Source organism: Ruminococcus sp. YE71 (assembly GCF_900119155.1).
In the GTDB taxonomy this organism is placed as follows: Bacteria; Bacillota; Clostridia; order Oscillospirales; family Ruminococcaceae; genus YE71.
Genome location: NZ_FPIR01000001.1, coordinates 196,261 through 220,360, shown reverse-complemented (window position 1 = coordinate 220,360; position 24,100 = coordinate 196,261). Strand labels below are relative to the sequence as shown.

The 24,100-nt window shown below is 54.8% G+C and carries 21 protein-coding genes; 17 read left to right on the top strand and 4 right to left on the bottom strand.

What is annotated here, in order from left to right; translation table 11 throughout:
- The first annotated feature begins 62 nt into the window (after positions 1-62).
- The 7 genes from BT142_RS00990 (at position 63) to BT142_RS00960 (ending at position 7,746) form a co-directional block, all read left to right on the top strand.
- Positions 63-1,226, top strand: coding sequence for a CDP-glycerol glycerophosphotransferase family protein (locus tag BT142_RS00990; protein WP_072416335.1), 1,164 nt, complete (start codon positions 63-65; stop codon positions 1,224-1,226).
- Between the two features lie 94 nt (positions 1,227-1,320).
- Positions 1,321-2,853 (top strand): polysaccharide pyruvyl transferase family protein, encoded by a 1,533-nt coding sequence (locus BT142_RS00985; protein WP_072416334.1) that lies wholly within the window; start codon positions 1,321-1,323, stop codon positions 2,851-2,853.
- Positions 2,850-3,557, top strand: a complete 708-nt coding sequence (locus tag BT142_RS00980; protein ID WP_072416333.1) for an IspD/TarI family cytidylyltransferase — start codon at positions 2,850-2,852, stop codon at positions 3,555-3,557. Before BT142_RS00985 ends, BT142_RS00980 begins: the two co-directional genes overlap by 4 nt.
- A gap of 19 nt (positions 3,558-3,576) precedes the next feature.
- Positions 3,577-3,942 (top strand): hypothetical protein, encoded by a 366-nt coding sequence (locus BT142_RS00975; RefSeq protein WP_072416332.1) that lies wholly within the window; start codon positions 3,577-3,579, stop codon positions 3,940-3,942.
- A gap of 17 nt (positions 3,943-3,959) precedes the next feature.
- Positions 3,960-5,021 carry a galactitol-1-phosphate 5-dehydrogenase gene (locus BT142_RS00970; protein WP_084659255.1) on the top strand — a complete coding sequence of 354 codons (1,062 nt, stop codon included), beginning with the start codon at positions 3,960-3,962 and terminating at the stop codon, positions 5,019-5,021.
- Between the two features lie 88 nt (positions 5,022-5,109).
- A complete protein-coding gene (locus BT142_RS00965; protein ID WP_072416331.1) occupies positions 5,110-6,975 on the top strand; it encodes a CDP-glycerol glycerophosphotransferase family protein in 1,866 nt (621 codons plus the stop codon).
- A gap of 93 nt (positions 6,976-7,068) precedes the next feature.
- Positions 7,069-7,746 carry a ribulose-phosphate 3-epimerase gene (locus BT142_RS00960; protein ID WP_072416330.1) on the top strand — a complete coding sequence of 226 codons (678 nt, stop codon included), beginning with the start codon at positions 7,069-7,071 and terminating at the stop codon, positions 7,744-7,746.
- 391 nt (positions 7,747-8,137) lie between these two features.
- Here the strand turns inward: BT142_RS00960 and BT142_RS00955 are convergent, their stop codons facing one another.
- The 4 genes from BT142_RS00955 to BT142_RS00940 form a co-directional block, all read right to left on the bottom strand.
- The gene (locus tag BT142_RS00955; protein ID WP_072416329.1) at positions 8,138-9,553 is read right to left on the bottom strand and encodes a hypothetical protein; all 1,416 of its coding nucleotides are present in this window, start codon (positions 9,551-9,553) and stop codon (positions 8,138-8,140) included.
- A gap of 30 nt (positions 9,554-9,583) precedes the next feature.
- Complete coding sequence (locus tag BT142_RS00950; protein ID WP_072416328.1) at positions 9,584-11,005, bottom strand: ABC transporter substrate-binding protein; 1,422 nt, start codon at positions 11,003-11,005, stop codon at positions 9,584-9,586.
- Between the two features lie 219 nt (positions 11,006-11,224).
- Positions 11,225-11,770: a VanZ family protein gene (locus BT142_RS00945; protein ID WP_084659254.1), complete on the bottom strand. Its 546-nt coding sequence runs from the start codon at positions 11,768-11,770 to the stop codon at positions 11,225-11,227.
- A complete protein-coding gene (locus BT142_RS00940; protein ID WP_072416327.1) occupies positions 11,767-13,101 on the bottom strand; it encodes a CCA tRNA nucleotidyltransferase in 1,335 nt (444 codons plus the stop codon). Before BT142_RS00940 ends, BT142_RS00945 begins: the two co-directional genes overlap by 4 nt.
- A 310-nt stretch (positions 13,102-13,411) precedes the next feature.
- Here BT142_RS00940 and BT142_RS19970 point away from each other — a divergent pair, with 310 nt between their 5' ends.
- The 10 genes from BT142_RS19970 to BT142_RS00890 all read left to right on the top strand — a co-directional run bounded on the left by BT142_RS19970 (position 13,412) and on the right by BT142_RS00890 (position 24,023).
- Positions 13,412-14,674, top strand: coding sequence for a beta-glucanase (locus BT142_RS19970; protein ID WP_072416326.1), 1,263 nt, complete (start codon positions 13,412-13,414; stop codon positions 14,672-14,674).
- A gap of 376 nt (positions 14,675-15,050) precedes the next feature.
- Entirely contained in the window at positions 15,051-16,331 is a 1,281-nt protein-coding gene (gene rsxC, locus BT142_RS00930; RefSeq protein WP_072416325.1) for an electron transport complex subunit RsxC, read from the top strand.
- 13 nt (positions 16,332-16,344) lie between these two features.
- The gene (locus BT142_RS00925) at positions 16,345-17,298 is read left to right on the top strand and encodes an RnfABCDGE type electron transport complex subunit D (protein WP_278277282.1); all 954 of its coding nucleotides are present in this window, start codon (positions 16,345-16,347) and stop codon (positions 17,296-17,298) included.
- Positions 17,295-17,885, top strand: a complete 591-nt coding sequence (locus tag BT142_RS00920) for an RnfABCDGE type electron transport complex subunit G (RefSeq protein ID WP_084659253.1) — start codon at positions 17,295-17,297, stop codon at positions 17,883-17,885. The genes BT142_RS00925 and BT142_RS00920 overlap by 4 nt, the downstream gene beginning before the upstream one ends.
- Positions 17,875-18,564, top strand: coding sequence for an electron transport complex subunit RsxE (locus BT142_RS00915; RefSeq protein WP_072416324.1), 690 nt, complete (start codon positions 17,875-17,877; stop codon positions 18,562-18,564). Before BT142_RS00920 ends, BT142_RS00915 begins: the two co-directional genes overlap by 11 nt.
- Positions 18,561-19,130 carry an electron transport complex protein RnfA gene (locus BT142_RS00910; RefSeq protein WP_072416323.1) on the top strand — a complete coding sequence of 190 codons (570 nt, stop codon included), beginning with the start codon at positions 18,561-18,563 and terminating at the stop codon, positions 19,128-19,130. The genes BT142_RS00915 and BT142_RS00910 overlap by 4 nt, the downstream gene beginning before the upstream one ends.
- A 448-nt stretch (positions 19,131-19,578) precedes the next feature.
- The gene (locus BT142_RS00905) at positions 19,579-21,114 is read left to right on the top strand and encodes an asparagine synthetase B family protein (protein WP_072416322.1); all 1,536 of its coding nucleotides are present in this window, start codon (positions 19,579-19,581) and stop codon (positions 21,112-21,114) included.
- Between the two features lie 103 nt (positions 21,115-21,217).
- Positions 21,218-21,688, top strand: coding sequence for a GNAT family N-acetyltransferase (locus BT142_RS00900; protein WP_072416321.1), 471 nt, complete (start codon positions 21,218-21,220; stop codon positions 21,686-21,688).
- A gap of 21 nt (positions 21,689-21,709) precedes the next feature.
- Complete coding sequence (locus BT142_RS00895) at positions 21,710-22,771, top strand: SGNH/GDSL hydrolase family protein (RefSeq protein WP_072416320.1); 1,062 nt, start codon at positions 21,710-21,712, stop codon at positions 22,769-22,771.
- 1 nt (position 22,772) lies between these two features.
- On the top strand, positions 22,773-24,023 hold the full coding sequence (locus BT142_RS00890; protein WP_072416319.1) for a glutamate-5-semialdehyde dehydrogenase: 1,251 nt from the start codon (positions 22,773-22,775) through the stop codon (positions 24,021-24,023).
- Positions 24,024-24,100 lie beyond the last annotated feature (77 nt).

Genomic DNA, 24,100 nt, shown 5'->3' with positions numbered 1-24,100 from the left:
CATGCTCTGTGATATAATGTACAGTGTATCGTTATTTTTTGGAAAGGGAGCTTTGCGGCAGTATGAAGAAATTCCTCAGAGAAGCGGTGAAGCTCGCCGCGTTCAGGGCAGTCTATCCGCTGACATACAGGCTTTTCAGCCTGCTCCCGATGGATAAGGAAAGAGTGCTTTTCTGTGAGGTAAGGCACGGACACCTTACCGATACCTACAAGCCCATCGTCCGCGAGCTGAAACGCCGCGGTGTGCGGTGCAGCGTGTTCTACATCCACAACAACAAGGGCGGTATGGGGTATCTGCTGAGGTATCTGAAACTCTGTACCATCCTGCCGCGCTTCGGCACGGTGCTCATCGACGATACCTGCAACCTCTTCGGAGCGTATAAGCCCCGCCGCGGCACGAAGCTGATACAGACATGGCACTCCTGCGGCGCGTTCAAGAAATGGGGCTACTCCATCGCAGGGCTGTCCTTCGGGCAGGAGCCCGAGGAGCTCGACCGCTATCCCGCTCACTCGAACTACACGCTGGTGACGGTCAGCAGTGAGGAGTGCATAAGGCACTTCGACAGCGCCTTCGGTTTCAGCCGCTTTGATAAACCTTCGCCTGTGAGGGCGACAGGCGTGGCACGCACCGACTGGTTTTTCGACAAGGAGAATATCGGCAGGGCGTTCAGTGCTCTGTATGAAGCCGTTCCCGATGCGAAGGGTAAGCGCGTGATACTCTATGCGCCCACCTACCGCGGCGACGCGGACGACGCTCAGCCGCCCGAACAGTTCGACATCGGGCGTTTCATGAGCGGTCTGGATGACGACTGCGTACTGCTGATAAAACAGCACGCCTTCGTTGCGAAAAAGACGGAGATACCCGAGGGCTGCCGCTGCTTTGATGTGAGCGGTGTGCTGCCTATCGAACAGCTGCTTGCGGTCAGCGACCTGCTCGTGACCGATTACTCGTCGCTGATATTCGAGTATTCGCTGTTCGGCCGTCCGATGGTGTTCTACGCATACGACCTTGACGATTTTTACGACTACAGAGGTTTCTTCTACCGCTACGACAACGATTTTCTCCCCGGTGAGATAGTCACCGAGGAGGATAAGCTGCTGCCTGCGGTCAGAAGTGCGCTCGGGGGCGGGAACGCATTCGATATAACTGCGTTCAGAGAACGCTTCATGGGTGCGTGCGACGGTCGCGCCACCCAACGGATATGCGACTATATTACGGACAGATAAGAGATGAGAGAACAGGGATAAGGGATAACAGGTCGGCTTTGCCGATACATTTTTCAATCTGCGACTTTAAATTGAAAAGGGAGATGTTCATGAGATGAGATACTTGATCAGAGGCGGAAAGACGCCGTATGTAAAGCTGCCGACAGGAGATTATCTATCGAAAAATCTCATGGGCTCAAACTCGGGAAATTTCATGTACCTGCACGGCATCGTGCGCACGCTGATGACCGACAGTTCGGTAGAATTCCAGAGCACACAGTATAAATACAACTACAGCGAAGACGAGCTGAAGAAGATGAACCAGAGGTTAGACGGTTTCATCATCCCCCTCGCCGACGCTTTCAGAGATAATTTCATTACCGAGCTGAAAGGTCTGACGCGGCTCGTCCGCGCGCTGAAATGTCCGAGCTATGTTATCGGTGTGGGCGTTTCGGCAAGCGCGGAGGAAAAGTTCGCCGAGGGCTGTTTCGGTTTCGAGGAGGAAGCGAAGGATTTCTGCGACGCTGTCCTCGAAAAGTCGGGGCAGATAGGCGTCCGCGGCGCCGAGACGGGACGTTTCCTTGAACTGCTGGGCTACAAGGAGGGAAAGGATTTCCGCATTATCGGATGTCCCTCGATGTACACCTTCGGCAGACACCTCAAGATACGCGATACGGTCAAGTCCCCCGACTGCAAGTGCGCGGTGAATATGTCCCACGCCCCCGAAGGCAGGGATTTCATCGAGAAGGCTATCAAGCAGTTCAGAGCTCCGATTTACGTTCCTCAGCTTATGACGGAATTGCAGACCCTCTACTGGGGTACGGATTTCAAGGACTACATCACCGACCCCGCGGAGCTTGAAGCGAAGCTCGCAGAACAGCCCGAAGACCTGTACTTCCCCGAGACGCTGGATGACCCGTTCTATGCCGAGGACAGAGTGCGTTTTTTCGTGAACGTCAACGACTGGGTGGACTTCATGAAAACACGGGACTTCGTGTTCGGCACAAGACTTCACGGAAACATCACCGCGGTCATCGCAGGCACGCCCTCGCTTATGATGGCGAAGGACACCCGCATGAGAGAACTCGCAGAGTTCCACGGGCTGACGGCCGTGGACGTGAACGACCTTGAAAAATACCGCGATATTTGGGAGCTTATCGGTTCGGTGGATTACCACAGACCCGAAGCGAAGCAGGCGGCGAATTTCGACAACTATCTGGACTTCCTGCACGCCAACGGATTGAAGACCATATACGACGACGACCCCGACCGCACCGACGCGCCGATGGATGAGCTCATAAAGCAAAACGATGTTCACAATGAGATAGTCTCCGCGGCGAAGCTGAGCAGGAGCGAGACTGCCGAGAGGATGCTCTCCTGCATAGATTTCCTCAGACAGCGCCGCAAGGAGATAAGCGCGACGGTCGTTCAGAGGGAAGCGTCGATAAAGAAGCTGAGGGCTGAACTCGCCGAGAAAAAGAAGGCGGTAGCCGAGCGCGACGGTATTATCAAGCGCAAGGACGCCGATATAGCAAACAAAGCGGCTGAAAACGACCGCCTGAATAAAATAATCAACTGCCGCAGTGTAAAACTGTCCATCATGGCAAGAAATGCGGTAGTTCCAAGGAAAAAGAGGATCAAGATATGATATACGGAGCAATGCTCGCAGGGGGCAGCGGCACGAGAGTGAAGAGCTCGAACGTGCCGAAGCAGTTCGTCGAGATAGGCGGCAAGCCGATAATCGTACATACGCTGATAAATATGCTGAAAGTACAGCGCTTTGACTATATCTTCATCGCGGCGAGAGAGGATTTCATCGAGTATCTCGAAGCGAAGGTGGCGGAGTTCGTGAAGGATTCCCACAGGGTGAAGATAATCCCTGGCGGCAAGGAGCGCATGGATTCGATACGGAACATCACCGACGCCATAGAGCGTGAGTTCGGCGTGGGAGAGGATGATGTCATCGTCATCCACGACGCGGTAAGACCTTTCGTGACCGAGAAGATACTCAACGATTCGATAGACGCGGCGGCAAAGTACGGCGCCTGCGTGTGCGGTCTGCCCTGCGCGGATACGATACTTCACTCGGTGAAGGGCGATGTTGTTGACGACATCCCCGTCAGGAGCGAGCTTTTCTGCGGACAGGCTCCCGACAGCTTCGGGCTCAAGCATTTTCTTGAGATGCAGGACGCTCTTACCCCCGAACAGAAAGCCGTTATCACAGGCACATCGCAGATATGCACCATGAACGGTCAGCCCATACACATCATCGAGGGCGACGCGATAAACTTCAAGATAACCACCGACAGCGACCTGCTGATGGTGAAAACGCTGCTCGGGATGAGAAGATAAGGACAAGGAAGTCATATTTATGAAAAAGAAGATAGCCGCTGCCGCGGCGGCGGTGCTGACCCTCTGTTTTGCAGTCGGCTGCGGAGAAAAGGGCATCGACGGCAAATGGGTCAAGACACGGGTGGAATATTCCGACGGCACAGTGGATAAGGGCAAGGACATCGGCGCCGAGGAGGTCTACGAGATCTCGGGAGATACGGGCACTTATACCTGCGGAGAAAAAAGCTGGGATGTTACCGTGGAGAAGGATGATGACGGATACTATCACATCAAGCTCAACGGCAAGCTCGAATTGGCAGACCATGCGGAACTCGACGGCGACAAGCTGTCTTACTCCGTGACCGTCGGCGATGAAACAACGACTTTTATCTTTGAAAGGAAATAGAAAAGAGGAAAAGTGAAATGAAAAGTCTTATCGACATACCAAAGACAATGAAGGCACTCAATCTTCACGGGGTGGGCGACCTGCGTTATGAGGATGTGGATGTTCCCGAACTGAAAGAGGGCACGGTGCTGCTGAAACTCAAAGCCTGCGGCATCTGCTCCAGCGACATCCCGCGCATCTTCACCACGGGTACCTATCACTTCCCGACGATACCGGGTCACGAGTTCTCGGGACAGATAGTCGCGGTGGGCGACGGCGTTGACGAGAGCCTGCTGGGCAGACGTTCCTGCGTGTTCCCGATGCTGCCCTGCCGCAAGTGCAAGGCTTGTCAGAAGGAAGAGTACGCTCAGTGCTCGGGCTACAGCTATTTCGGTTCGAGACAGGACGGCGGCATGGCGGAGTACCTTGTCGTGCCCGTATGGAACCTCGTGCCGTTCGCGGACACGCTCTCCTTTGAGGAAGCGGCGCTCTGCGAGCCTGCGGCGGTGTCCCTTCACGCGACAAAGCTCGGTAAGATAAGCGAGGGCGACAACGTCATCGTCATTGGAACGGGTGCTATCGGTCTGCTCATCGCGTCCTTTGCGAAGAAGTACTGCAAGAAGAACGTGACTGTCGCAGGCAGGAGCGCGGACAAGCTGGCATATGCGGCAGGTCTCGGCTTCGACACGATAAACACTTCGGAAGAGGATATCGCCGATGGCGCAAAGCGCATTTTCGGCGACTGCGCGGACGTTACCATCGAAGCGGTGGGCTCGAACGAGTCGATAAACAACGCGGTCAAGGCGACGGCGGCACTGGGACGCATCGTGCTGGTGGGCAACCCCTACGGCGACCTCAGCATGGAAAAGAATCTCTACTGGTCTATCCTCCGCAAGCAGATAACGCTGACAGGCTCGTGGAATTCCGGCTACAACACCCGCGTCAACGACTGGAAGGAAGCGCTTGAGATATTCGAGAGCGGCGAACTGAACCTCAGAGGTCTCATCAGCGAGACCTATCCGATGAGCGAGCACGAAAAAGCGTTCGCAGACGTCAGAAACAAGGAAAAATTCACCCTCAGAGTGATGTTTACAATGTGATTTTGTGCTGCCTGTCTGCGGTGGTTTATTGGGAAAAAAACGCAGACAGCAGCAATAATGATTAATAGGAAAAAGGAAAAATTTTGGGATGTACTACGATTTAGAGGTTTTGAAAGAAAAAGAAAAACAGGAGATCGGGGACAGAGAAAGAGCGATAAACAAAAAAACAAGCAAGGGTCAGCCCTTTGGCAGGATAGAGAATATCGAGTTCAGAAGAGTCATCATGCACATCGGGGGCAGGCTCGAAAACTGCGACCTGAAAAAGAAATACGGCGCAAGATTCGTGTCGGCGGACAGGCGGCAGATGTTCTACCCCGACCATTTCGAGGTGAAGGACGGCAGTTTCCATATCAGCACGAACCTCATGTGCTCGAAGGGCGAGGCGCCTATCGAAACGGGCGCTTATTACCTCGTCATCTTCGAGAAGTACAAGGATCACCGCAAGGAGCAGAGTTTCAGAGCGGGAAAGAACAGTGAGATCGTCAAGCGCACGGGTACGGTGTACCTCATGAACTACGACGACAAGGGAAATGTCACCGAGAAAAAACGTCTGACCGAAGAGTTCTCGTGCTTCATCTCGCCCGAGGCTGACGGCGTGTGCAACAAGGAATCGGCCAACCCCTGGAATTTCGTTGAGCACAAGAGCGCAGGCAACCGCTTCTCCTGTGAGAGCAGGATGGACATGGACACCGCCGAGTTCTACCTTGAGGTGGAATACAAGCCGCCTACGCCTGCACTCGACATCACCGACCTCAGAGCGAAAAAACGCACGAAGAAAAGGGACGAGCGCACAAAGAAGATCAACGCCTTCACGCTGTGGGCGTTCAAGGCGATGTTCAGGGCGTTCTCGAAACGGGCGAAGCATAAGGGCGATATCATCCTGTTCGCTTCGGGTTCCCGTGCAGAGATCGGCGGAAATGAGGAGTTCATCTACAAGCGCATGATCGAGAGAGGGCTTGACAAGCAGTTCAAGTTCAGGTTCGACTTCAAGGCGAGCATCACCGCCAAGCGCTCGCTGGCACAGAAGGTGAAGTTCGTATACTACCTCGCCACCTCGGACATCATACTCATAGACGACTACTACCCCGAGGTCTACAAGGTCGATTACGCGAAGAGCGTCAAGGTGTTGCAGGTATGGCACGCCTGCGGAGCGTTCAAGAGCCTCGGCTTTGAGCGTCTCGGAAAGCCCGGCGCACCGCCGTTCAACACACGCGTCCACAAGTGCTACACCCATGTGCCTGTAAGCTCGGAACATTCGGCAAAGCACCATGCGGAGGGCTTCGCGATAAGCGAGAGCAAGTTCTATCCCGTGGGCATCCCGAGAACGGACATCTTCTTCGACGAGGAGTACAAGCGCACCACCCGTGAGCGTATGCTGAACGAGTTCCCCGCGTGCAAGAACGCCAAAAAGGTCTACCTCTACGCGCCGACATTCCGCGGCGACAACGCCATCAATGCGTACTTCCCCTTCGACAAGTTCGACCTTGAGCGCTGGGGCGAACAGCTTGAGCGTGAGGGTTCAGTGCTGATAGTCAAGCTCCATCCCTTCGTGACGCGCCGTGTGGAGATACCCGAGAAGTATAAGGACAGGATACTCGACGCCACCGATTACCGCGAGGTGAACGACATACTGTTCATCATCGACGTGCTGATAACCGACTACAGTTCGATAATCTACGAGACTTCGCTGCTGAGGAAGCCGATGCTGTTCTTTGCGTTCGACCGCAGGTATTATGAAGCGACGAGAGATTTTTACGAGCCGTATGAGGAGCTTGTACCCGGTAAGATAGTGACGGATTTTGACGAACTGCTTGAAGCCATCGAGAAAGAGGATTATGATTATCATAAGATGGACGCATTCGTGAAGAAGAATTTCAAGTACACTGACGGCAAGTCCACCGACAGAGTAATAGACCAGCTGATACTGGGAAAGAAAGACGAAAAAAAGGACTGAGCACCACCGCCCCGTGTTCGCCAGAGGCGAAACAAAAAACAAAACCAAAACAAACTGAAAAATCCAAAAACTTCGAGAAAGGACAATAGCAATATGTTAGACAAGGGAATGATCTCACCCTCAATGATGTGCGTAAGGCTCGACCTTACGATGGACTATTTGAGAGCATTCGAGAGAAATAATGTTGAACTGCTTCACATCGACGTCATGGACGGAACTTTCGTGCCGAATATCACCATCGGTGTGGACTACGTAAAACAGCTCCGCGAGATAAGCAATAAGCCCTTCGATTTCCACTTCATGGTGGAAGAGCCCGAGGAGAAGATGAAGTGGTTCGACATCCGCGAGGGCGACTGGGTGTCGGTACACTGGGAATCGACCAAGCATATCGACAAGTGTATGCAGTATATCAAGAGCCGCGGCGCAAAGGCGAGCGTGGCACTCTGCCCGGGTACGCCGATATGGGTGCTCGAAGAACTGTACGACTACCTCGACGCTGTTCTCCTGCTGAGCGTTAACCCCGGCTTCGCTGGTCAGAAGCTGATACCCTCGGTCATCGAAAAGGTGCGCAAAATGAGCGCTCACCTCAAGGAGATAGGCAGGGAAGACATCACGATCATCGCCGACGGCAATATGTCCAACGAGAACGCGAAGCTCATGTACGAAGCAGGCGCGAGGATCTTCGTCGCAGGTACTTCGTCTATCGTTAAGGACACCATAGAGGGCGTAGACGAACGCATCGCCGCGAAGAGACGCAGTATCGGGTACTGACTTCTTTCGGGCGGAGAAACCGGGGGAAACCTGCCTTAGAAAAGAGTTCTCCGCCCAAACCCCTTTCCTATAACTTTTAAGGCAACACCGCACGATCATTGTGCGGTGTTGCCTTAATATTGGGTGAATTCTGAGGAGTGGGTACGTTTGTCAGTAACCATTTATAGAGATGTGTTCTGACCATCTTTTTAAATGGCGAGAGTCTATCATCCCGAACACATCCAGCAGACGACAATATTAAAAGTCTTTGGAATGGGGGCCGCCTTAGCTACGCACGGGCCGCCTTAGCTACGCACGGGCCGCCTTAGCTACGCACGGCAAGGGGAGAAATGAATGAACAGCACAAAAGGCAGCGTCCCCGTAGCAGGGCGCTGCCTTTTTGGTTTTTGGGTCAGTCTCCGTAGATCTTTCTGATCTTGTTGTTGACTATGGTGAGTTCGCTGGTGAGGGGTTCTGCGTAGTAAGCGCATACCGAATCCCACTCGCCTGCGTCCTGCGGAGCGGAATAGATGAAAGGAATTATTGCCAGCGGGAAGCTGCCGTTCTGGCTCGCGTCGGTGGAGGCGCGTGGGGAAATGCCCATGCCGTAGCTGTAGGCCGGTTTTGCGCCTGCGGGCATATAGCTGTCGGCGAACTTGCCGACCACCGAGTTGTCGCACTCGGACACGCACTCGATGAAGCACCTTGCCGAGTCGGTATTCTTGATGCCCTTGACCAGCACGAGACCGTCGATATACGCCTGATAGAAGTGCTGTTTGCCGTCCTGAGAGGGCATCGGCACGCAGGTGAGCTGTTCGCGCTCCTCGGCTTTTTCGCCTTCGAGCATCGTGCCCGAATAGAACATCGCGCCGCTGTCCAGCGCCTTTACCAGATCGACGTAAGGACAGGATGTGACATAAGCGTTGCCCTTGAGGTAGTACAGCTCGTCCGCCACCGCGAGGATATCCCAGTCGAAGCAGTTGTTGAAGAAGCCCGAAGTATTCTCATCGAACCCGACGAGCGTCTTGCCCGTCGCGACCATCATCGGCTGACCGTACCATCCTGCGAGCCCGTAGGGTTTTGCCTTGTCGTGCCAGGTCTTGACCATCTCATCGAATTTCTCGTTCGTCCATTCACCGTTTGCGGCGAGTTCGGCAGGGTCGTATCCCGTAACGCTCTTGACCGAATCCTTGTAGTAGTACAGCCCGTAAGCCGCCCTGACGTTTATCGGCAGAACGTAGTGCCAGCCGTTGAGGGTGAAGAGCTTTGCGGTCTCCATGTAGGGCTGCCAGCGTTCGGCGTTGAGGTTCAGTGCCGAGTCCATCGGCTCTATCATGTCCTGAGAGATGCCGTAGGGGTACATCAGCCCGTTGTCGAAGGACGCGACATCCACGGGGTCATCCGCGAGACTTGCCGCGCTTATCCTGTTGAACAGGTCGCTGTCCGCACAGGTCTTGATGTTGGCATTACCGCCCAGCTCTGTGAACTTCTGCTTTGCCTGCTCCGCGTTTATCGAAGAGCCGACGCTGAGCAGAACGTTGAGTTTTCCGTTGTCTTCGGGAGGGGCGATGCCCTCTTTTTTGCTTTCTTTTCCGCTGTCGGGCTGAGCCGAGGTGCTGTCGTCGGCGTTCTGTGAGCTGTCGCTGTGAGCAGCAGCCGAAGTCCCGCCCGAGGGCTTGGCCTCAGACGAGCTGTCCGCCGCCGAGGATACGGCCGAGGAGGACGGCTCCGAAGCCGTCTTTCCCTTTGCGCCTATCTCGTTTGCGCATCCCGAAAGCAGCAGCACCGCGGAAAGCAGTGCCGCAGTAGTATGTTTTTTTCTTTTCACTCTATTCACTTTCCTAATAGGTGCGGAGCATCAGCCGCCCTGCTGAACGAACTTGTGATACTCCTCGTTGAAGTTTTTCAGCTCCGAATCGATGGTGGAAGTGTAAGTCTCACGGAGCTGAGTCCATGTGAACTGCTTGCCGTCATCGTCGGTTTTCATAACGGAGGTGTACATATAGGGTATTACAGCCTCCTTGGTGGCATTGGTAGCCGCGTCGTCGTTGGAGAGGACGGTGGAGATACCGTAGCCGGGGTCGAACATCTTGATGAACTTATCGGAGAGCACCTCTTCGTTAGCCATCTGATACATCTCCTCAGTCCAGTAAGGCTGGGTAACGAAGAACTTCTCCTTGCCTGCCTCAGTGTACTGGGGGTCGGTAGCCGCGATCTTTGCGCACTCGTACCAGGTCTTTACAGCCTCGGTCTTCTTCGAGCCCTTTACCCACATATAAGCGCTTACGGTGATGGTGGAGTAGTGCTGGTCGGTGTTGGGGTCACGCGGCATGGGAACGATGCCCCACTCGTCGCCCTCCTTCGGGGATACTGCCCATGTGCCCATACCGTAGAAGAGGATGTTCTTCTTGAAGCACTCGGAAGCCGAGCCTATCCAGTCGCCGTAGTACATATCGTTCTTCTTGATGTCGTACAGCACCGAGGAAGCCCTGTCGAAATCGGGGTCGGTGATGTTTGAAACGTAGCTGTCTGTATCGGCATCGTACTTGATGAGGGTCTTGCCCGTGGACTGGAAGATGAAGGGTCCGAACCAGCCGTTGATGCCGTAGCGGACGTCATCCTCACCCGTCGAGCCCGAAACGTAGGTATCCATCATGTCATACCATGCGTCCCATGTCCACTCGTTGTTCATGTACAGATCGTAGGGGTCGTCGAGACCGTTAGCCTCGATCATAGCCTTGTCGTAGGTCAGCACCGAAAGGATGTCCTGAGATACGGGGGCAACGTAGTGCTTGCCTGCCAGCGTGAAGTTGTCTGCGAGACCCTTTACGTCGCTCCAGAGGTCGTCGTCGAAGTTAACGACATCATCGACGGGCTGGAACATTCCCTTTACGCAGTAAACGGGGAATGTCATCTTCTGCTCGAACCAGAAAAGATCGGGCGGATCGTTGGAAAGAACGCGGTTTGCGAGCTGGTCGTACTTTGTCATGGAAGAGGTTGCGGAGTACTTGATCTTGCCGCCCTTCTTCTCGAACAGGTCGAGATCGACTCTCTTTTCCTTCGAGCCCTTTGAGGGGTTGATGTCGAAGTAGCTGAGCCATTCGAGCTCGCTCTCGGCGCCCTCGGGGATAGCGTCGATCTTGTCGGTATCTTCTACCTTTACCTGGTCAACATACGACTCTTCGCTGTTGTTTTTCTTGTCGGAGCTTCCGCAGGCGGCGAGTCCGAGCACCATAGCAAAGGCGAATATGCCTGCTGCTGTACGTCTTGTTTTCCTCATAATAATAACCTCCCGTAATAACCGTTGTCCTGAGCGGTATTGCTTTCACTTCTCATTATAATATAATTTGAACAAAATGTCAATAGAAAAAATCGTCACGGCTCGCCGCAGGGAATTTTCCAACGCTCGGAATCACGGTATTACAAGGATTTTCGCCGTACCTGCATGAGAAAGCACGGGCGGAAAGGCTTTGTTTCAAAATGCAATATTTGTTAATATTTAAGGCGTATTTTTCTTGTCCCCGAGGGCGGCTTTGCTGTGTCTGCGGAGCACTGCCATGCTCACCGCATAGGACAGCACCACCCCGACCAGCGCCCCCGTGGAGTCGATGATGACATCCCTCAGCTGCATGGCGCGTCCGGGGACGAAGTTCTGGTGTATCTCATCGCTTATCGCGTAGAGGATGCTGAACCCCCATGCGCCGAGGCACATCCGAAAGACGTTCTTGAGTCTCGGCATCGCCATGAACACCTGTGCCGCCAGAAATCCCAGTATCATGTAAGCCGTGAAGTGGGCGGCTTTGCGCACGAAGAATTGCAGGCTGTTTATCATTTGCAGGCGCTCGGCTTCCGAGTCGGTGACGAATTCGGGGACGAGCAGCGTGCAGAAAAAGCGTATCACGCCGCCGCTGGTCATGGAAGACTCCGTGGCGTTCTCGGCGGACAGCAGGAATATGCATATGCACCACGACAGTACCGCACCGCCGAAGAATATCCGCTTGATGGTGCACTTGTCGGCCTTTCGCAGAAATGTCAGTAAACTCATATCGGCTGCTCCTTTGAGGACGCGAGGAGAGCATCGTGTTCATTGGGAAGCTCTTCCTCTATGACCGCGGCGAGCAGTCTTTTCAGCTCTTCGCCCACCGCTTTTCCTTTGAAACCGAGAGCCATCAGGTCTTTGCCGTTGACCGCCAGCTGGTTGACTTTCAGACAGCTGTCCTCTTCGCGGAGCTGTGCCGCTATCTCGCCGAGCCTGTCGAGCTCTGCGAGCTTTTCCTCGCGCAGGTACATCGACTGTGCGAGGGTATCCGCGCGGCGCACCTTTAAGTACTCGCCGAAGAAATCGTAGTCGTACTTTGAGATAAAGCGCCGCACCGGGCGTTTTTCGGCGGGGATGCGGTCATCGTGTTCTGCGATGAGTGCGCAGACGCGCTTTTTCGTGTAGTTGTCCGACTTCATCCGCGTCAGCACATCCTCGGCTATGTCCGCGCTTGCCAGCTGGTGGAGCTTGAAGTGCCCCACGCCGTTCTCGTCCAGCTTGTATTTGAGGGGCTTGCCGATGTCGTGCAGCAGCATCACTGTTCTCAGCAGCGGGTCGGGTTCGATGAAGTCAACGCTGTGGGTGATATGCTCCCACACGTCGTAGCAGTGGTGAGGGTTGTGCTGGTCGAACCCGAAGCAGGCTTTAGCCTCGGGGAGTATCTGCGCGATTATCTCCCTGTGTTCTCTGAGCACATCTCCTGCGTGGGGCTGGGTCAGCAGCGAACGCAGCTCCGACCATATCCTCTCGGCGGAGACGCTGTCCAGCAGACCTCTCAGCTCGACGGCGGCTTTGCGGGTCGGCTCGTCGATGAGGAATCCCGTCTTTGCCGCGAAGCGTACAGCGCGGAGTATCCTCAGCGCGTCCTCGTCGAAGCGCTTGTACGGGTCGCCGACGCAGCGGATAAGACCGCGTTTTATGTCTGCCTGTCCGTCGAAGGGGTCGTAGAGTTCGCCGCGCAGGTCAACGCAGATGGCGTTCATGGTGAAGTCGCGGCGTTCGAGGTCGCTGCGTATATCCCTGACGAATATAACGCTGTCGGGTCTGCGGTGGTCGGCGTATTCGCCGTCGCAGCGGTAGGTAGTGATCTCGATCTGTTCGCCCATGATAATGACGGTGAGGGTGCCGTGCTTTATTCCCGTGGGTATCGTTCTGAACCGTGCAAAGACCTTTAGCATCTCATCGGGGCTTGCCGAGGTGCAGACATCCCAGTCGTGCGGTTCGCAGCCGCGCAGGGCGTCTCTCACGCAGCCGCCGACGCACCATGCTTCATATCCTGCTGTTTCGAGCAGTTCAAGTGCCCTTGCGGCGGCAGGGGGTATCTTAATCTTTTCCATACTTTCAGTCCTTCTATTGTTATCTCCAAAAAGAAATACAATCCATGATACCATTATACCAAATATACGTACGGTTGTCAACTTTCACAAAATGCACAAAAAGTGTAGAGATTCACAGCATAAAAATACAGCAAAATACCGTGATTTTTCACGGGAATGGTTAAAAAGCTGCAATATTTCTTACACATATGATATAATCGCGGGCGGCACGGGTGATATAATGTATTTGCTGAAACGAATAGAAAAAAATAAAAAGAGCGAAAGAATATGTATGTGTTGTACATGACCTATTTATTTGGAGGTAAAAACTATGAAGGCAAGAAAGATGACGAGAACGATCGTAAGCGCGGCGGCGGCTGTGGCTCTGTCGCTGAATATGCTCATGCCCGTATCGGCGGCGAGCAGGTTCAACGGCAGTTACTTCGGCACGGGATTCGACAGCTATGAGTGGGGCACGATGGAGGCTTCCGACGGCTGGTCGAACGGCGGTATGTTCGACTGCACATGGAGCAGGGACAACGTTTCGTTCTCGGGCGGCAAGATGAACCTTTCCATCACGGGCAACAGCTGGCAGGGTTACAAGGGCGCGGAGTACCGCACCACCCAGACCTTCGGCTTCGGTATGTATGATGTGAGCATGAAGCCCATCAAGAACGACGGCGTGGTAAGCTCCTTCTTCACCTACACGGGTCCTACGGACGGCACTGTCTGGGACGAGATAGACATCGAGTTCCTCGGCAAGAACACCAATCAGGTGCAGTTCAACTACTACACCAAGGGTCAGGGCAACCATGAGTATGTCTACAACCTCGGGTTCGACGCATCCCAGAGCTTCCATCAGTATGGTTTCTACTGGGACAGCTCCAGCATCACCTGGTATGTTGACAAAAAGCCCGTCTACACCGCCTACAGGGACATCCCCCAGACCCCCGGCAAGATAATGATGAACGTGTGGAACGGCACGGGCGTTGACGAATGGCTCAACCACTTCAACGGCAGAGCTCCCCTGACCGCTCAGTATGACTGGATGTCCTACACCGCACCCTCGGGAAACGGCGGAAATACCAACACGAATACTAACACTAATACCAATACAAACACGAACACTAATACCAACACCAACACGGGCAATTCGGGCAGCTTCACTTCGGGGCAGAAGTACGCCATCAAGTCGGTGAACAGCGGAAAGGCTCTCGACGTTTCCTGGGGAAGTCAGGACAACGGCGCGAACGTTCTCCAGTATACCTACAACGGCTATACCAATCAGAAGTGGTACCTCGAAAAACAGTCCGACGGATATTATGTCATCAGATGCGCCAACAGCAATAAGGTGCTCGACGTGGCATGGGGCAGCAACGACAACGGAGCAAACGTCCAGCAGTGCGAATACTATGGAAACGCCTGCCAGCAGTGGGAACTCCGCAAGGTCGGGAACAGCTATGCCATCATAAACAAAAACAGCGGAAAAGCTCTCGATGTCTCGGGCAGGTCAAAGGCTGACAACGCGAACGTTCTCCAGTGGAATTACTCGGGCGCGTCAAACCAGCTCTGGAATATCGAAGCAGTATACTGATAAGTAATTGATTCCCTCTCTGAGATTACTTACCATAATAATAACCACCGCAAAGGAGCCGTGAGTTCATCTCACGACTCCTTTGTCTTTTGGCTTGCTACTGGGGGAGAGTGCAGATTTCTCGGGGGAGACCCCCGCCTTAGCTTCGCACGGCAAGGGGAGAACCTTTCTTCAGAAAGGTTTCCCCCGGTTTCTCTTCGCGTCGCTGTGGCGTAAATATTCGGGTGGGATTTCGGGGGTGGTTTGGGGAAAATAACAAAGTTGGGTGGGAGTGTCCGGTAATGGCTTGTTTTTCGGGGGAGAGTATGTTATACTAAGATATAGTGCATATAATTAAGCATATACTTTTTGCTTCACCAAAGTTGAGGGATAACATATGAAACTCAGAGGGGTTTTTCTGCCTCATAACAAGGGCACGCAGGACTGTGCCTGCACGGAGCTGCCGCTTCCCGACAAGATAGCCGTACCGATGCTCATGGGCATCGGCGCGCCGTGCGTCCCCATCGTGAAGAAGGGCGACAAAGTGGAAGTCGGGCAGTGCATCGGGGACACCGACAAGCTGATGTCCGCGCCGATACATTCACCCGTTTCGGGAAAAGTCACAGCTGTTGAAGACCATCTGCTGATGAACGGCAGGCTTTGCAAGGCGGTCATGATAGAGCCCGACGGAGCGCAGACCATCAGTCCCGAGGTCATGCCGCCGAGGGTCACGGAGAGGTACAATTTCTGTGAGGCCGTCAGGGTATCGGGGTGTGTGGGTCTCGGCGGCGCAGGTCTGCCGACCCATATCAAGCTTAACGTCAACAGCCGCAGGATAGACACGCTGGTGATAAACGCCGCCGAGTGCGAGCCTTACATCACGTCCGACTGCCGCACGATGACCGAACAGCCCGACAGCATAGTTGACGGCATCAGGCAGACGATGAAGTATCTTGAGATAGAGCGCGCCGTCATCGGCATCGAGGACAACAAGCCCGAAGCCATCCGCATCATGACCGAAAAGACCGCTTCGGACGGGAATATCGAGATCAAAGTCCTCAGATCGAAATATCCGCAGGGTGCGGAGAAGGTCATGGCGTACAACACGACGGGGCGGCTCATCCGCGACCGTCAGCTGCCGCTCGATCAGGGACTCATCGTCATGAACGTATCGACCGTGGCGTTCATCTCCGACTATCTGCGGACGGGAATGCCGCTTGTCAGCCGCCGCGTGACCGTTGACGGCGACATCGTCGGCAAGCCGATGAACGTAAAGGCTCTCGTGGGAACGCCGATAAGCGACATCCTGCGCTTTGCCGACACCGACATCGAAAAGGCGAAGAAGATACTCATGGGCGGCCCGATGATGGGCATCTGCATCTACGACCCCGACACGCCCCTCATCAAGGTGAACAACGCGATACTCGCCTTCGGGGAGAGCCGCGCAAAGCCGATACCGCAGACCGCCTGCATAAGCTGCGGACGCTGTGTTTCGGTATGTCCGCTGAGACTCATGCCCTGCCGCATCGAAAAGGCGTTCGACGCGGAGGATAAGGATACCCTGCGGCGTCTTCGCGCAGATCTCTGCATGAACTGCGGCGCGTGCTCGTATGTCTGCCCCGCAAAGCGCAGGCTCGCGGAGAAAAACCAGCTCGCAAAAGAGCTTATAAGGAAATAAGGAGGCTCACCTCTTGGCATATTACGATATTGACAACAAGGGCAAGCTCTCGGTGTCGCCGTCGCCGCACATAAGCAGCACGGCTTCGACGCGGAAAGTGATGCTCCATGTGCTCATCGCGCTGATGCCTGCCCTCGGAGTTTCGGTGTGGGTGTTCGGCGTCCGTGCGCTCATCCTCACGCTGTGGACTGCCGCCTTTGCGGTGGGTACGGAAGCGGTGTGCAACAAACTCAGGAAACGTCCGCTGACGACAGGTGACCTGTCGGCGGCGGTGACGGGCGTACTGCTGGCGTTCAATCTGCCGTCAACTCTTCCGCTGTGGGAAGCGGCTATAGGAGCGTTCGTGTCCATAGCCGTGGTGAAACAGCTTTTCGGGGGATTGGGGCAGAACTTCGCTAACCCTGCGATAGTGGGAAGGATAGTGCTGATGCTGTCCTTTACCGCCGACATGACCCACTGGGTCAGACCCTTTGAACGCGGTGTTGACGCAGTGACATCCGCGACTCCGCTGGTGACGAAGCAGGCGGGATACCTCGACCTGTTCCTCGGAAAGTGCGGCGGATGTCTCGGCGAAGTCTCGGCGGCGGCTCTGCTGGTCGGGTTCATATACCTGCTGGCGGTGAAGGTGATAACTCCCCACGCTACGCTGGTGTTCGCGGGGACGGTGTTCGTGTTCTCGTGGTTCGCAGGGGAAGACCCCGTGTTCCAGATACTCGCGGGCGGAGTGATGCTCGGCGCGGTATTCATGGCGACCGACTACGTCACCACGCCGATAACGCCCCTCGGGAAAGTGATATTCGGCGTCGGGTGCGGCATCATCACCTGTGTGATACGCTTCTACGCAAACTACGCCGAGGGCGTCAGCTTCTCGATACTCATAATGAACATACTCACCCCCTACATTGACCGCTTCACCGAGAGAAGACCTCTCGGCACCGAAAAGAGCAGAAGGAGGGCGAACGCATGAACAGCACGGAAAACACGCAGTCTCTGAAAGAGCTGATACTGCCGCCCGTGGTGCTGACGGTCATCTGCATCGTCGTGAGTGCGCTCCTCGTTATCGCTCACGACGCGACCTACGTTGACACGACGGGGGTCATGACCGACAAGCTCACCGCAGGATGCAGGGAGATATTCGGTGAGGGGGATTACACCATGCTCACCGAAACCGAGGAGGGCAAAACTCTGCCTGTGACTTTCGGGGAAGAGGGCGTGGATTCGGTCATCACCGACAGCGGACGCGAGCTCTGCCTTATCGAGCTGACCCACGACGGCTATGCGACGGGCGGTCTGCACATACTGGTCGGATTCGACAGCGAGGGGACTGTGGCAGGGATAGCCTTCATCTCCATCGGCGAGACCCCCGGACTCGGCACCAAGGTGCAGGGGGAGGATTTCCTCTCGCAGTTCAAAGGCTTCAAAGCTGGGGACAGCACCGACGGCATCGACGGCGTGACGGCGGCGACCTACTCCAGCAAGGGAATGAAAGCGGCGGTCGCACAGGCGGCGGACATCTACGCTGAGCACAGGGAGGAGATATTCGGTGGAAAATAAGAATACGGCTCTCCATGAATTCACGAAGGGTCTTATAAAGGAGAACCCGAATCTCGTGGGGCTTCTCGGAATGTGCCCGACCCTCGCGGTCACGAGCCTTGCGAAGAACGGTCTCGGCATGGGACTTGCGACGACCTTCGTGCTGGTCTGCTCGAACATCGTTATCTCGTCGCTGAAAAAGGTGATACCCAAGGCGGTGCGCCTGCCCTGCTTCATCGTTATCATAGCAGGCTTTGTGACCCTCATCGAGTTCCTGATGAAGGGTTATCTGCCCGAGCTTTACGATGCGCTGGGCGTGTTCCTGTCGCTCATCACGGTCAACTGCATCATCCTCGGACGTGCGGAAGCCTTCGCCAGCAAGAACGGCATCTTCGCGTCGGCACTGGATGGTCTCGGAATGGGTCTCGGTTTCACGCTGACCCTCTTCTGCATGGGAAGCATCCGCGAGATACTCGGTACGGGCGCGTGGTTCGGGATGAAGATACCTGTCCTCTGCGACCACCCCATGACCGTGTTCATCATGCCTGCGGGCGGATTTTTCGTGCTGGGCGTGCTCATCGCACTGGTCAACAAGCTGTTCGGCAAAAAGCCGCCGAAAGAGATAAGCTGTGAGGGCTGTCCCTCCGCGGCGATATGCAAGGGTCAGTGCAAGACTGCAGAGGAGGCTGAAACGGCATGAGTTACATAATGATACTGATCGGATGCGTGTTTGTGAACAACGTGGTGCTGTCCCAGTTCATGGGAATATGCCCGTTCCTCGGCGTGTCGAAACAGGTGAAATCATCGGTGGGAATGGGCGCGGCGGTCATCTTCGTCATGACCTTCGCCGCGATGATAACCTACCCCGTCTACCGACTGCTCGAACGGTTCGGGATAACCTATCTCAAGACGGTGGCGTTCATACTCGTTATCGCCATGTTCGTTCAGCTGGTGGAGATCGTCATGAAGAAAATGATGCCGCCCCTTCACAAGGCGCTGGGCGTCTACCTGCCGCTCATCACGACAAACTGCGCCGTTCTCGGCGTGACCATCGGCAACATCGACAAGGGATACGATTTCCTCCACTCGGTGACAAATGCGGTGGGCACGGGACTGGCGTTCACCCTCGCGCTGCTGCTGTTCAGCGGCGTGAGGACTTCCATAGAAAACAGCGACTTCCCCGAAACGTTCAAAGGCGTTCCCTCGACCCTCATAGCCGCGTCCATCGTGTCTCTGAGCTTCATGGGCTTCTCGGGGATCATATGAATCGTACAAACCGTCCTATGGTGATTTTAGGGCGGTTTTTTCTTTTTTGGAACCTCTTCCCTAAAACTTTTGATGCTTTTTGACTTGTGGGTGGTTCTTCTTTTTATTGGTGCGGCCTTGCCAAAAAAACGTTCGATGGTGGTTAACGCATCATTTGAGCGAAATTGTTAGTTTACATCACATGAAACGTTGAGAGTCTATCTTTTCGACCCCTTCTAAATGACGACAATATTAAAAGTCTTTGGAATGGGGGCCGCCTTAGCTTCGCACGGCAAGGGGAGAACCTTTCTTCCAGCCGTGCGAAGCTAAGGCGGACGTGCGAAGCTAAGGCGGGTTTCCCCAGTTCTACCCGCACTCATTTTTGATTTTTTTGTGATGATACTTGCATTTATTTTTTGCTTGTGGTATAATATATAGTGACCAACTTTTTTCAGAAAGGGTAATACTTATGACAGAGCTGAAAACTTACAGGGGACATATCCGCAACCATGCTGCGCTTTGCGCCGAGCTTGGCATCGGCAAGCTGCCGCGTGAGGAGCGTGAGAGGGAGATACTTGTCAGGGGCTACGAGAAGTGGGGCAAGGATCTGCCCGACCACCTCTACGGTATGTTCGCATTCGCTATATATGACAGCGCGGACGATTCGCTGTTCTGTGTGCGCGACCAGTTCGGCACGAAGCCGTTCTACTACTACGTGACCTCGGACGGCAGGCTGCTTTACGGCACGATGATAAGAGACATCATGGCTCAGGAAGGTTTCGTGAAAGAACTGAACGAGCCGATGCTCCAGATATACCTCACCCTCACCTATGTGGCGGGCGAGGACACCTTCTTCAAGGGCGTGAAGAAGCTGATGCCCGGATGCCGCATGACCTTCAAGGGCGGAAAGCCCGAGATCGAGCGCTACTGGAAGCCGACCTTCGCACCCGACCGCTCGAAGTCGCTGGAGGACTTCGCGGACGAGATCAACGAGACCATGAAGCTCATCATGACCGAGGTCAAGGAAGAGGGCGAGACTGCCGAGAGTTTCCTTTCAGGCGGCGTGGATTCGGCGTATGTGCTTGCCATGAGCGACGCGCAGATGACCGACAGCTGCGGCTATGACGAGGAGCGTTTCGACGAGAGCCGCGTGGCTAAGGTAACTGCCGACGTTCTCGGCAGGGGTCACAGCGTGCTGAAAGTCACTCCCGAGATGTACTTCGACATCGTGCCCTACACCATGTACAACATGGAGCAGCCCCTCGGCGACGCTTCGGCTATCGTGTTCACGCTGGGATGCAACTCCACCGCACAGCACACGAAGCTCTGCTATTCGGGCGAGGGCAGCGACGAGTTCTTCGGCGGCTACAATATGTACCGCAACGCAGAGCGCTACGGCGACAACTTAAAGACCTTCTATGTCGGCAACACCAACATCATGAAGGAGGACGAGAAGGAGCGCATCCTTCAGCACTACGACCCTTCCGTACTGCCCATCGACCTTGTTCAGCACATCTACGAGGAGACCGAGGGTCTCGATCCGCTGACAAAGATGAGCGACGTTGACATACAGATCTGGCTTGAGGGCGATATCTACCTGAACGTTGACAAGATGTCCACTGCGGCAGGACTTGAGATACGTATGCCGCTGACCGACCGCCGCATTTTCGACATCGCGTCGAGGATGCCCAGCGAGTACAAGGTCACCGAGGAGCAGAACAAAGTGGCGTTCAGAACGGCTGCCGCAAAAGTCCTGCCCGAGGAGATCGCGTTCAGAAAGAAGCTCGGCTTCATCGTGCCGATACGCATCTGGCTGGCGGACGAGAACTACAACGGCGATGTCCGCAGACTGTTCGCAAGCGACATCGCGGCGAAGTTCTTCAAGCCCGAAGAGATAAAGGCGATATACGACGAGTACGTTGGCGGAAACTCCGACCTGTGGAGAAAAGTCTGGACGATATACACGTTCCTTGTATGGTATGAGGAGTATTTCGTAAAGAGATAAGCCGCGTGAGCAGAAAAATTTTCCGAAGGGGGTGGTCACATGAGCATTTTAACACGTTCGTATGGGCGAAAGCTCATGGATTCTGACTATTCAGGAGAAAACAATGGTAGAATTAAGACCGATCACAGAGGAAAATTTTATTGATGCATTTGAACTGAAGCTCGCAGAGGGACAGGAAAGATTTGTCTCTCACCCGATACGCAGCCTTGCTCAGGCGTATGTCTATCGGGATCAGTGTCAGCCGTTCGGCATATATGCGGACGGAAAAATGGTGGGATATGTCATGGTGATATATGACTATGATGTTCCCGAATACGACATATGGCACATGATGATAGACAAGGCCGAGCAGGGACGCGGCTACGGCAGCGAAGCGCTTGACCGTGTTCTCGGATATATCGGGACGAGACCCTTCGGGGATTCGGACAGGGTAGCGCTGACCTGCAACAAGGATAACCCGACAGCGAGAAAACTCTACGAGAGCAGGGGCTTTTCGGCAACGGGCGCTGAGGACGAGGACGAGATCGAACTCGCAATGACGGTCGATCGGAATAATGTCGGACAGAAAGGATAGTCCGGATTTGGGGGAATTCACATGAGTATATTTATCCATCCCGACGAGCGGCAGCTCGTGTACATGGGCAGGACTGAGGAATACGGCGGCGGTGTCAGGTTCATTTTCGCAGGCACTTCCGTGACGATGCGGTTCAGGGGCACGGACGTTAAGTGCGTCATCCGCAACCACAAGTTCTACAATACGCAGGAGATAGGCTACGTTCTTGACGGCAGGGTCGGCAAGGTGACCTACGAGCATTCCGAGGAGGATATCACCCTCACCATCGCGGAAGGTCTCGAAGAGAAGGATCACGAGCTGATACTCTACAAGCGTCAGGACGCTTCCCACTACTTCGAGTTCAAGGGCTTCGAGCTGAACGACAGCGCGGACGTCCTCGACCCGAAGCCGCTGCCGAAGAGACGCATCGAGTGCTACGGCGACAGCGTTTCGGCAGGTGCGGTGGTGGAAGCTATCGACCACACCGCGTCGAACGACCCCGAAAAGAACGACGGCATCTGGGACAACTCCTGGTATTCCTACTCGATGATAACCGCACGAAACCTGGGCGCACAGCTGAACAACATCGCACAGGGCGGCATCGCGATATTCGACAGGACGGGCTACTACCACGCTCCCGACCACATCGGTATGGAAACGGTATATAATAAGGTAAGCTACTTCCCCGAAGCGGAGGGCGGCTATACCGACTGGGATTTCTCGAAGTACACTCCGCACGTCGTGCTGTTTGCGGTGGGTCAGAACGACCCCCACAACGAGGGCGGCGAGGACTTCAACATCTCCGACCCGAACTACCGCGAAAAGTGGAAGAGCCGCTACAAGGCGATAATCAGTGACCTGCGCTCGAAGTACCCGAAGGCGGTGTTCGTGCTGCTGCTGACGGTGCTGATGCACGACCCGTCATGGGACAAGGCTATAGATGAGATAGCACGCGAGTTCGGCGACCCGAAGATAACTCACTTCGTGTTCAGACGGACGGGCGCGGCTACCCCCGGACATCCGAGGATAACCGAACAGTACGAAATGGCAGAGGAACTTACTGCGTTCATAAGCAATATGGGCGACGATATATGGAGGGATTGACATGACTTACATACAGAAGCTCGGCACTAATGCCAAATCTGTAAAGACTGAGCTTGCGACGGCTTCGACCTCGCAGAAGAACGACGCGCTGCTTGAGATAGCTCACGCGCTCAGAAAAAATGCCGACAAGATAAAGGCGGCAAACGACATCGACATCAAGGCGGGACAGGCTAACGGCATGAGCGAGTCGCTTCAGGACAGACTCAGACTCACCGACGCACGCATCGAGGGAATGGCTCAGGCCTGCGAGAAGCTGTGCGCACTGGCTGACCCTGTCGGCGAGATAGTCGGCGGCGAGGTACGTCCGAACGGTATGCGTATCCAGAAAGTGCGCGTTCCGATGGGCGTTATCGGCATCATCTACGAGGCAAGACCGAACGTGACCGTTGACGCGGCGGCTCTCTGCTTAAAGAGCGGCAACGCGGTCATCCTCCGCGGCGGCAAGGAAGCCATCAACTCCAACAAGTGCCTTATGGACATCATGCGCGGCGCTGTCAAGCTGGCAGGTCTGCCCGAGGATGTTCTCCAGCTGGTAGAGGACACTGACCGCGGCATCGCAGTTGACATGATGCAGGCAAACGGCTACATCGACGTTCTCATCCCCCGCGGCGGCGCAAAGCTCATCCAGTCGGTAGTGAAGAACGCGACCGTTCCTGTTATCGAGACTGGTACGGGCAACTGCCACATCTACATCGACGCCAGCGCAGACCTTGACATGGCTGTAGCGCTTACCGACAACGGCAAGACCCAGCGTCCCAGCGTGTGCAACGCCCTTGAGACCTGCCTTGTCCACAGAACTGTAGCTGAGGAGTTCCTGCCGAAGCTGAAAAAGAAGCTGGACGAGCACAACGTTGAGATACGCGGCTGTGAGATGACAAAGCTCATTCTCGGCGACTGTGTAGTGCCTGCCACTGAAGAGGATTACGCCACCGAGTTCGGTGATTACATCCTTGCGGTGAAGGTGGTAGACAGTCTCGGCGAGGCTATCGAGCACATACAGAAGTACAGCACAGGACACAGCGAGTGCATCGTGACCGAGAGCTATTTCTCGGCTGAGGAGTTCCAGAAGCGCATCGACTCGGCGGCGGTATATGTAAACTGCTCGACGAGATTCACTGACGGCGACGAGTTCGGTTTAGGTGCGGAGATAGGCATTTCCACCCAGAAGCTCCACACAAGAGGCCCGATGGGACTGAAAGAGCTGATGACCGTGAAGTGGCTGATAAACGGCAACGGACAGATCAGAGGCTAAAAAAGAAAGCCGCATGAGATCCGCCGCTCCAAACAGGTAAAGCGATACACATGAAGCCGCGAATCAGTGGGTCAAGC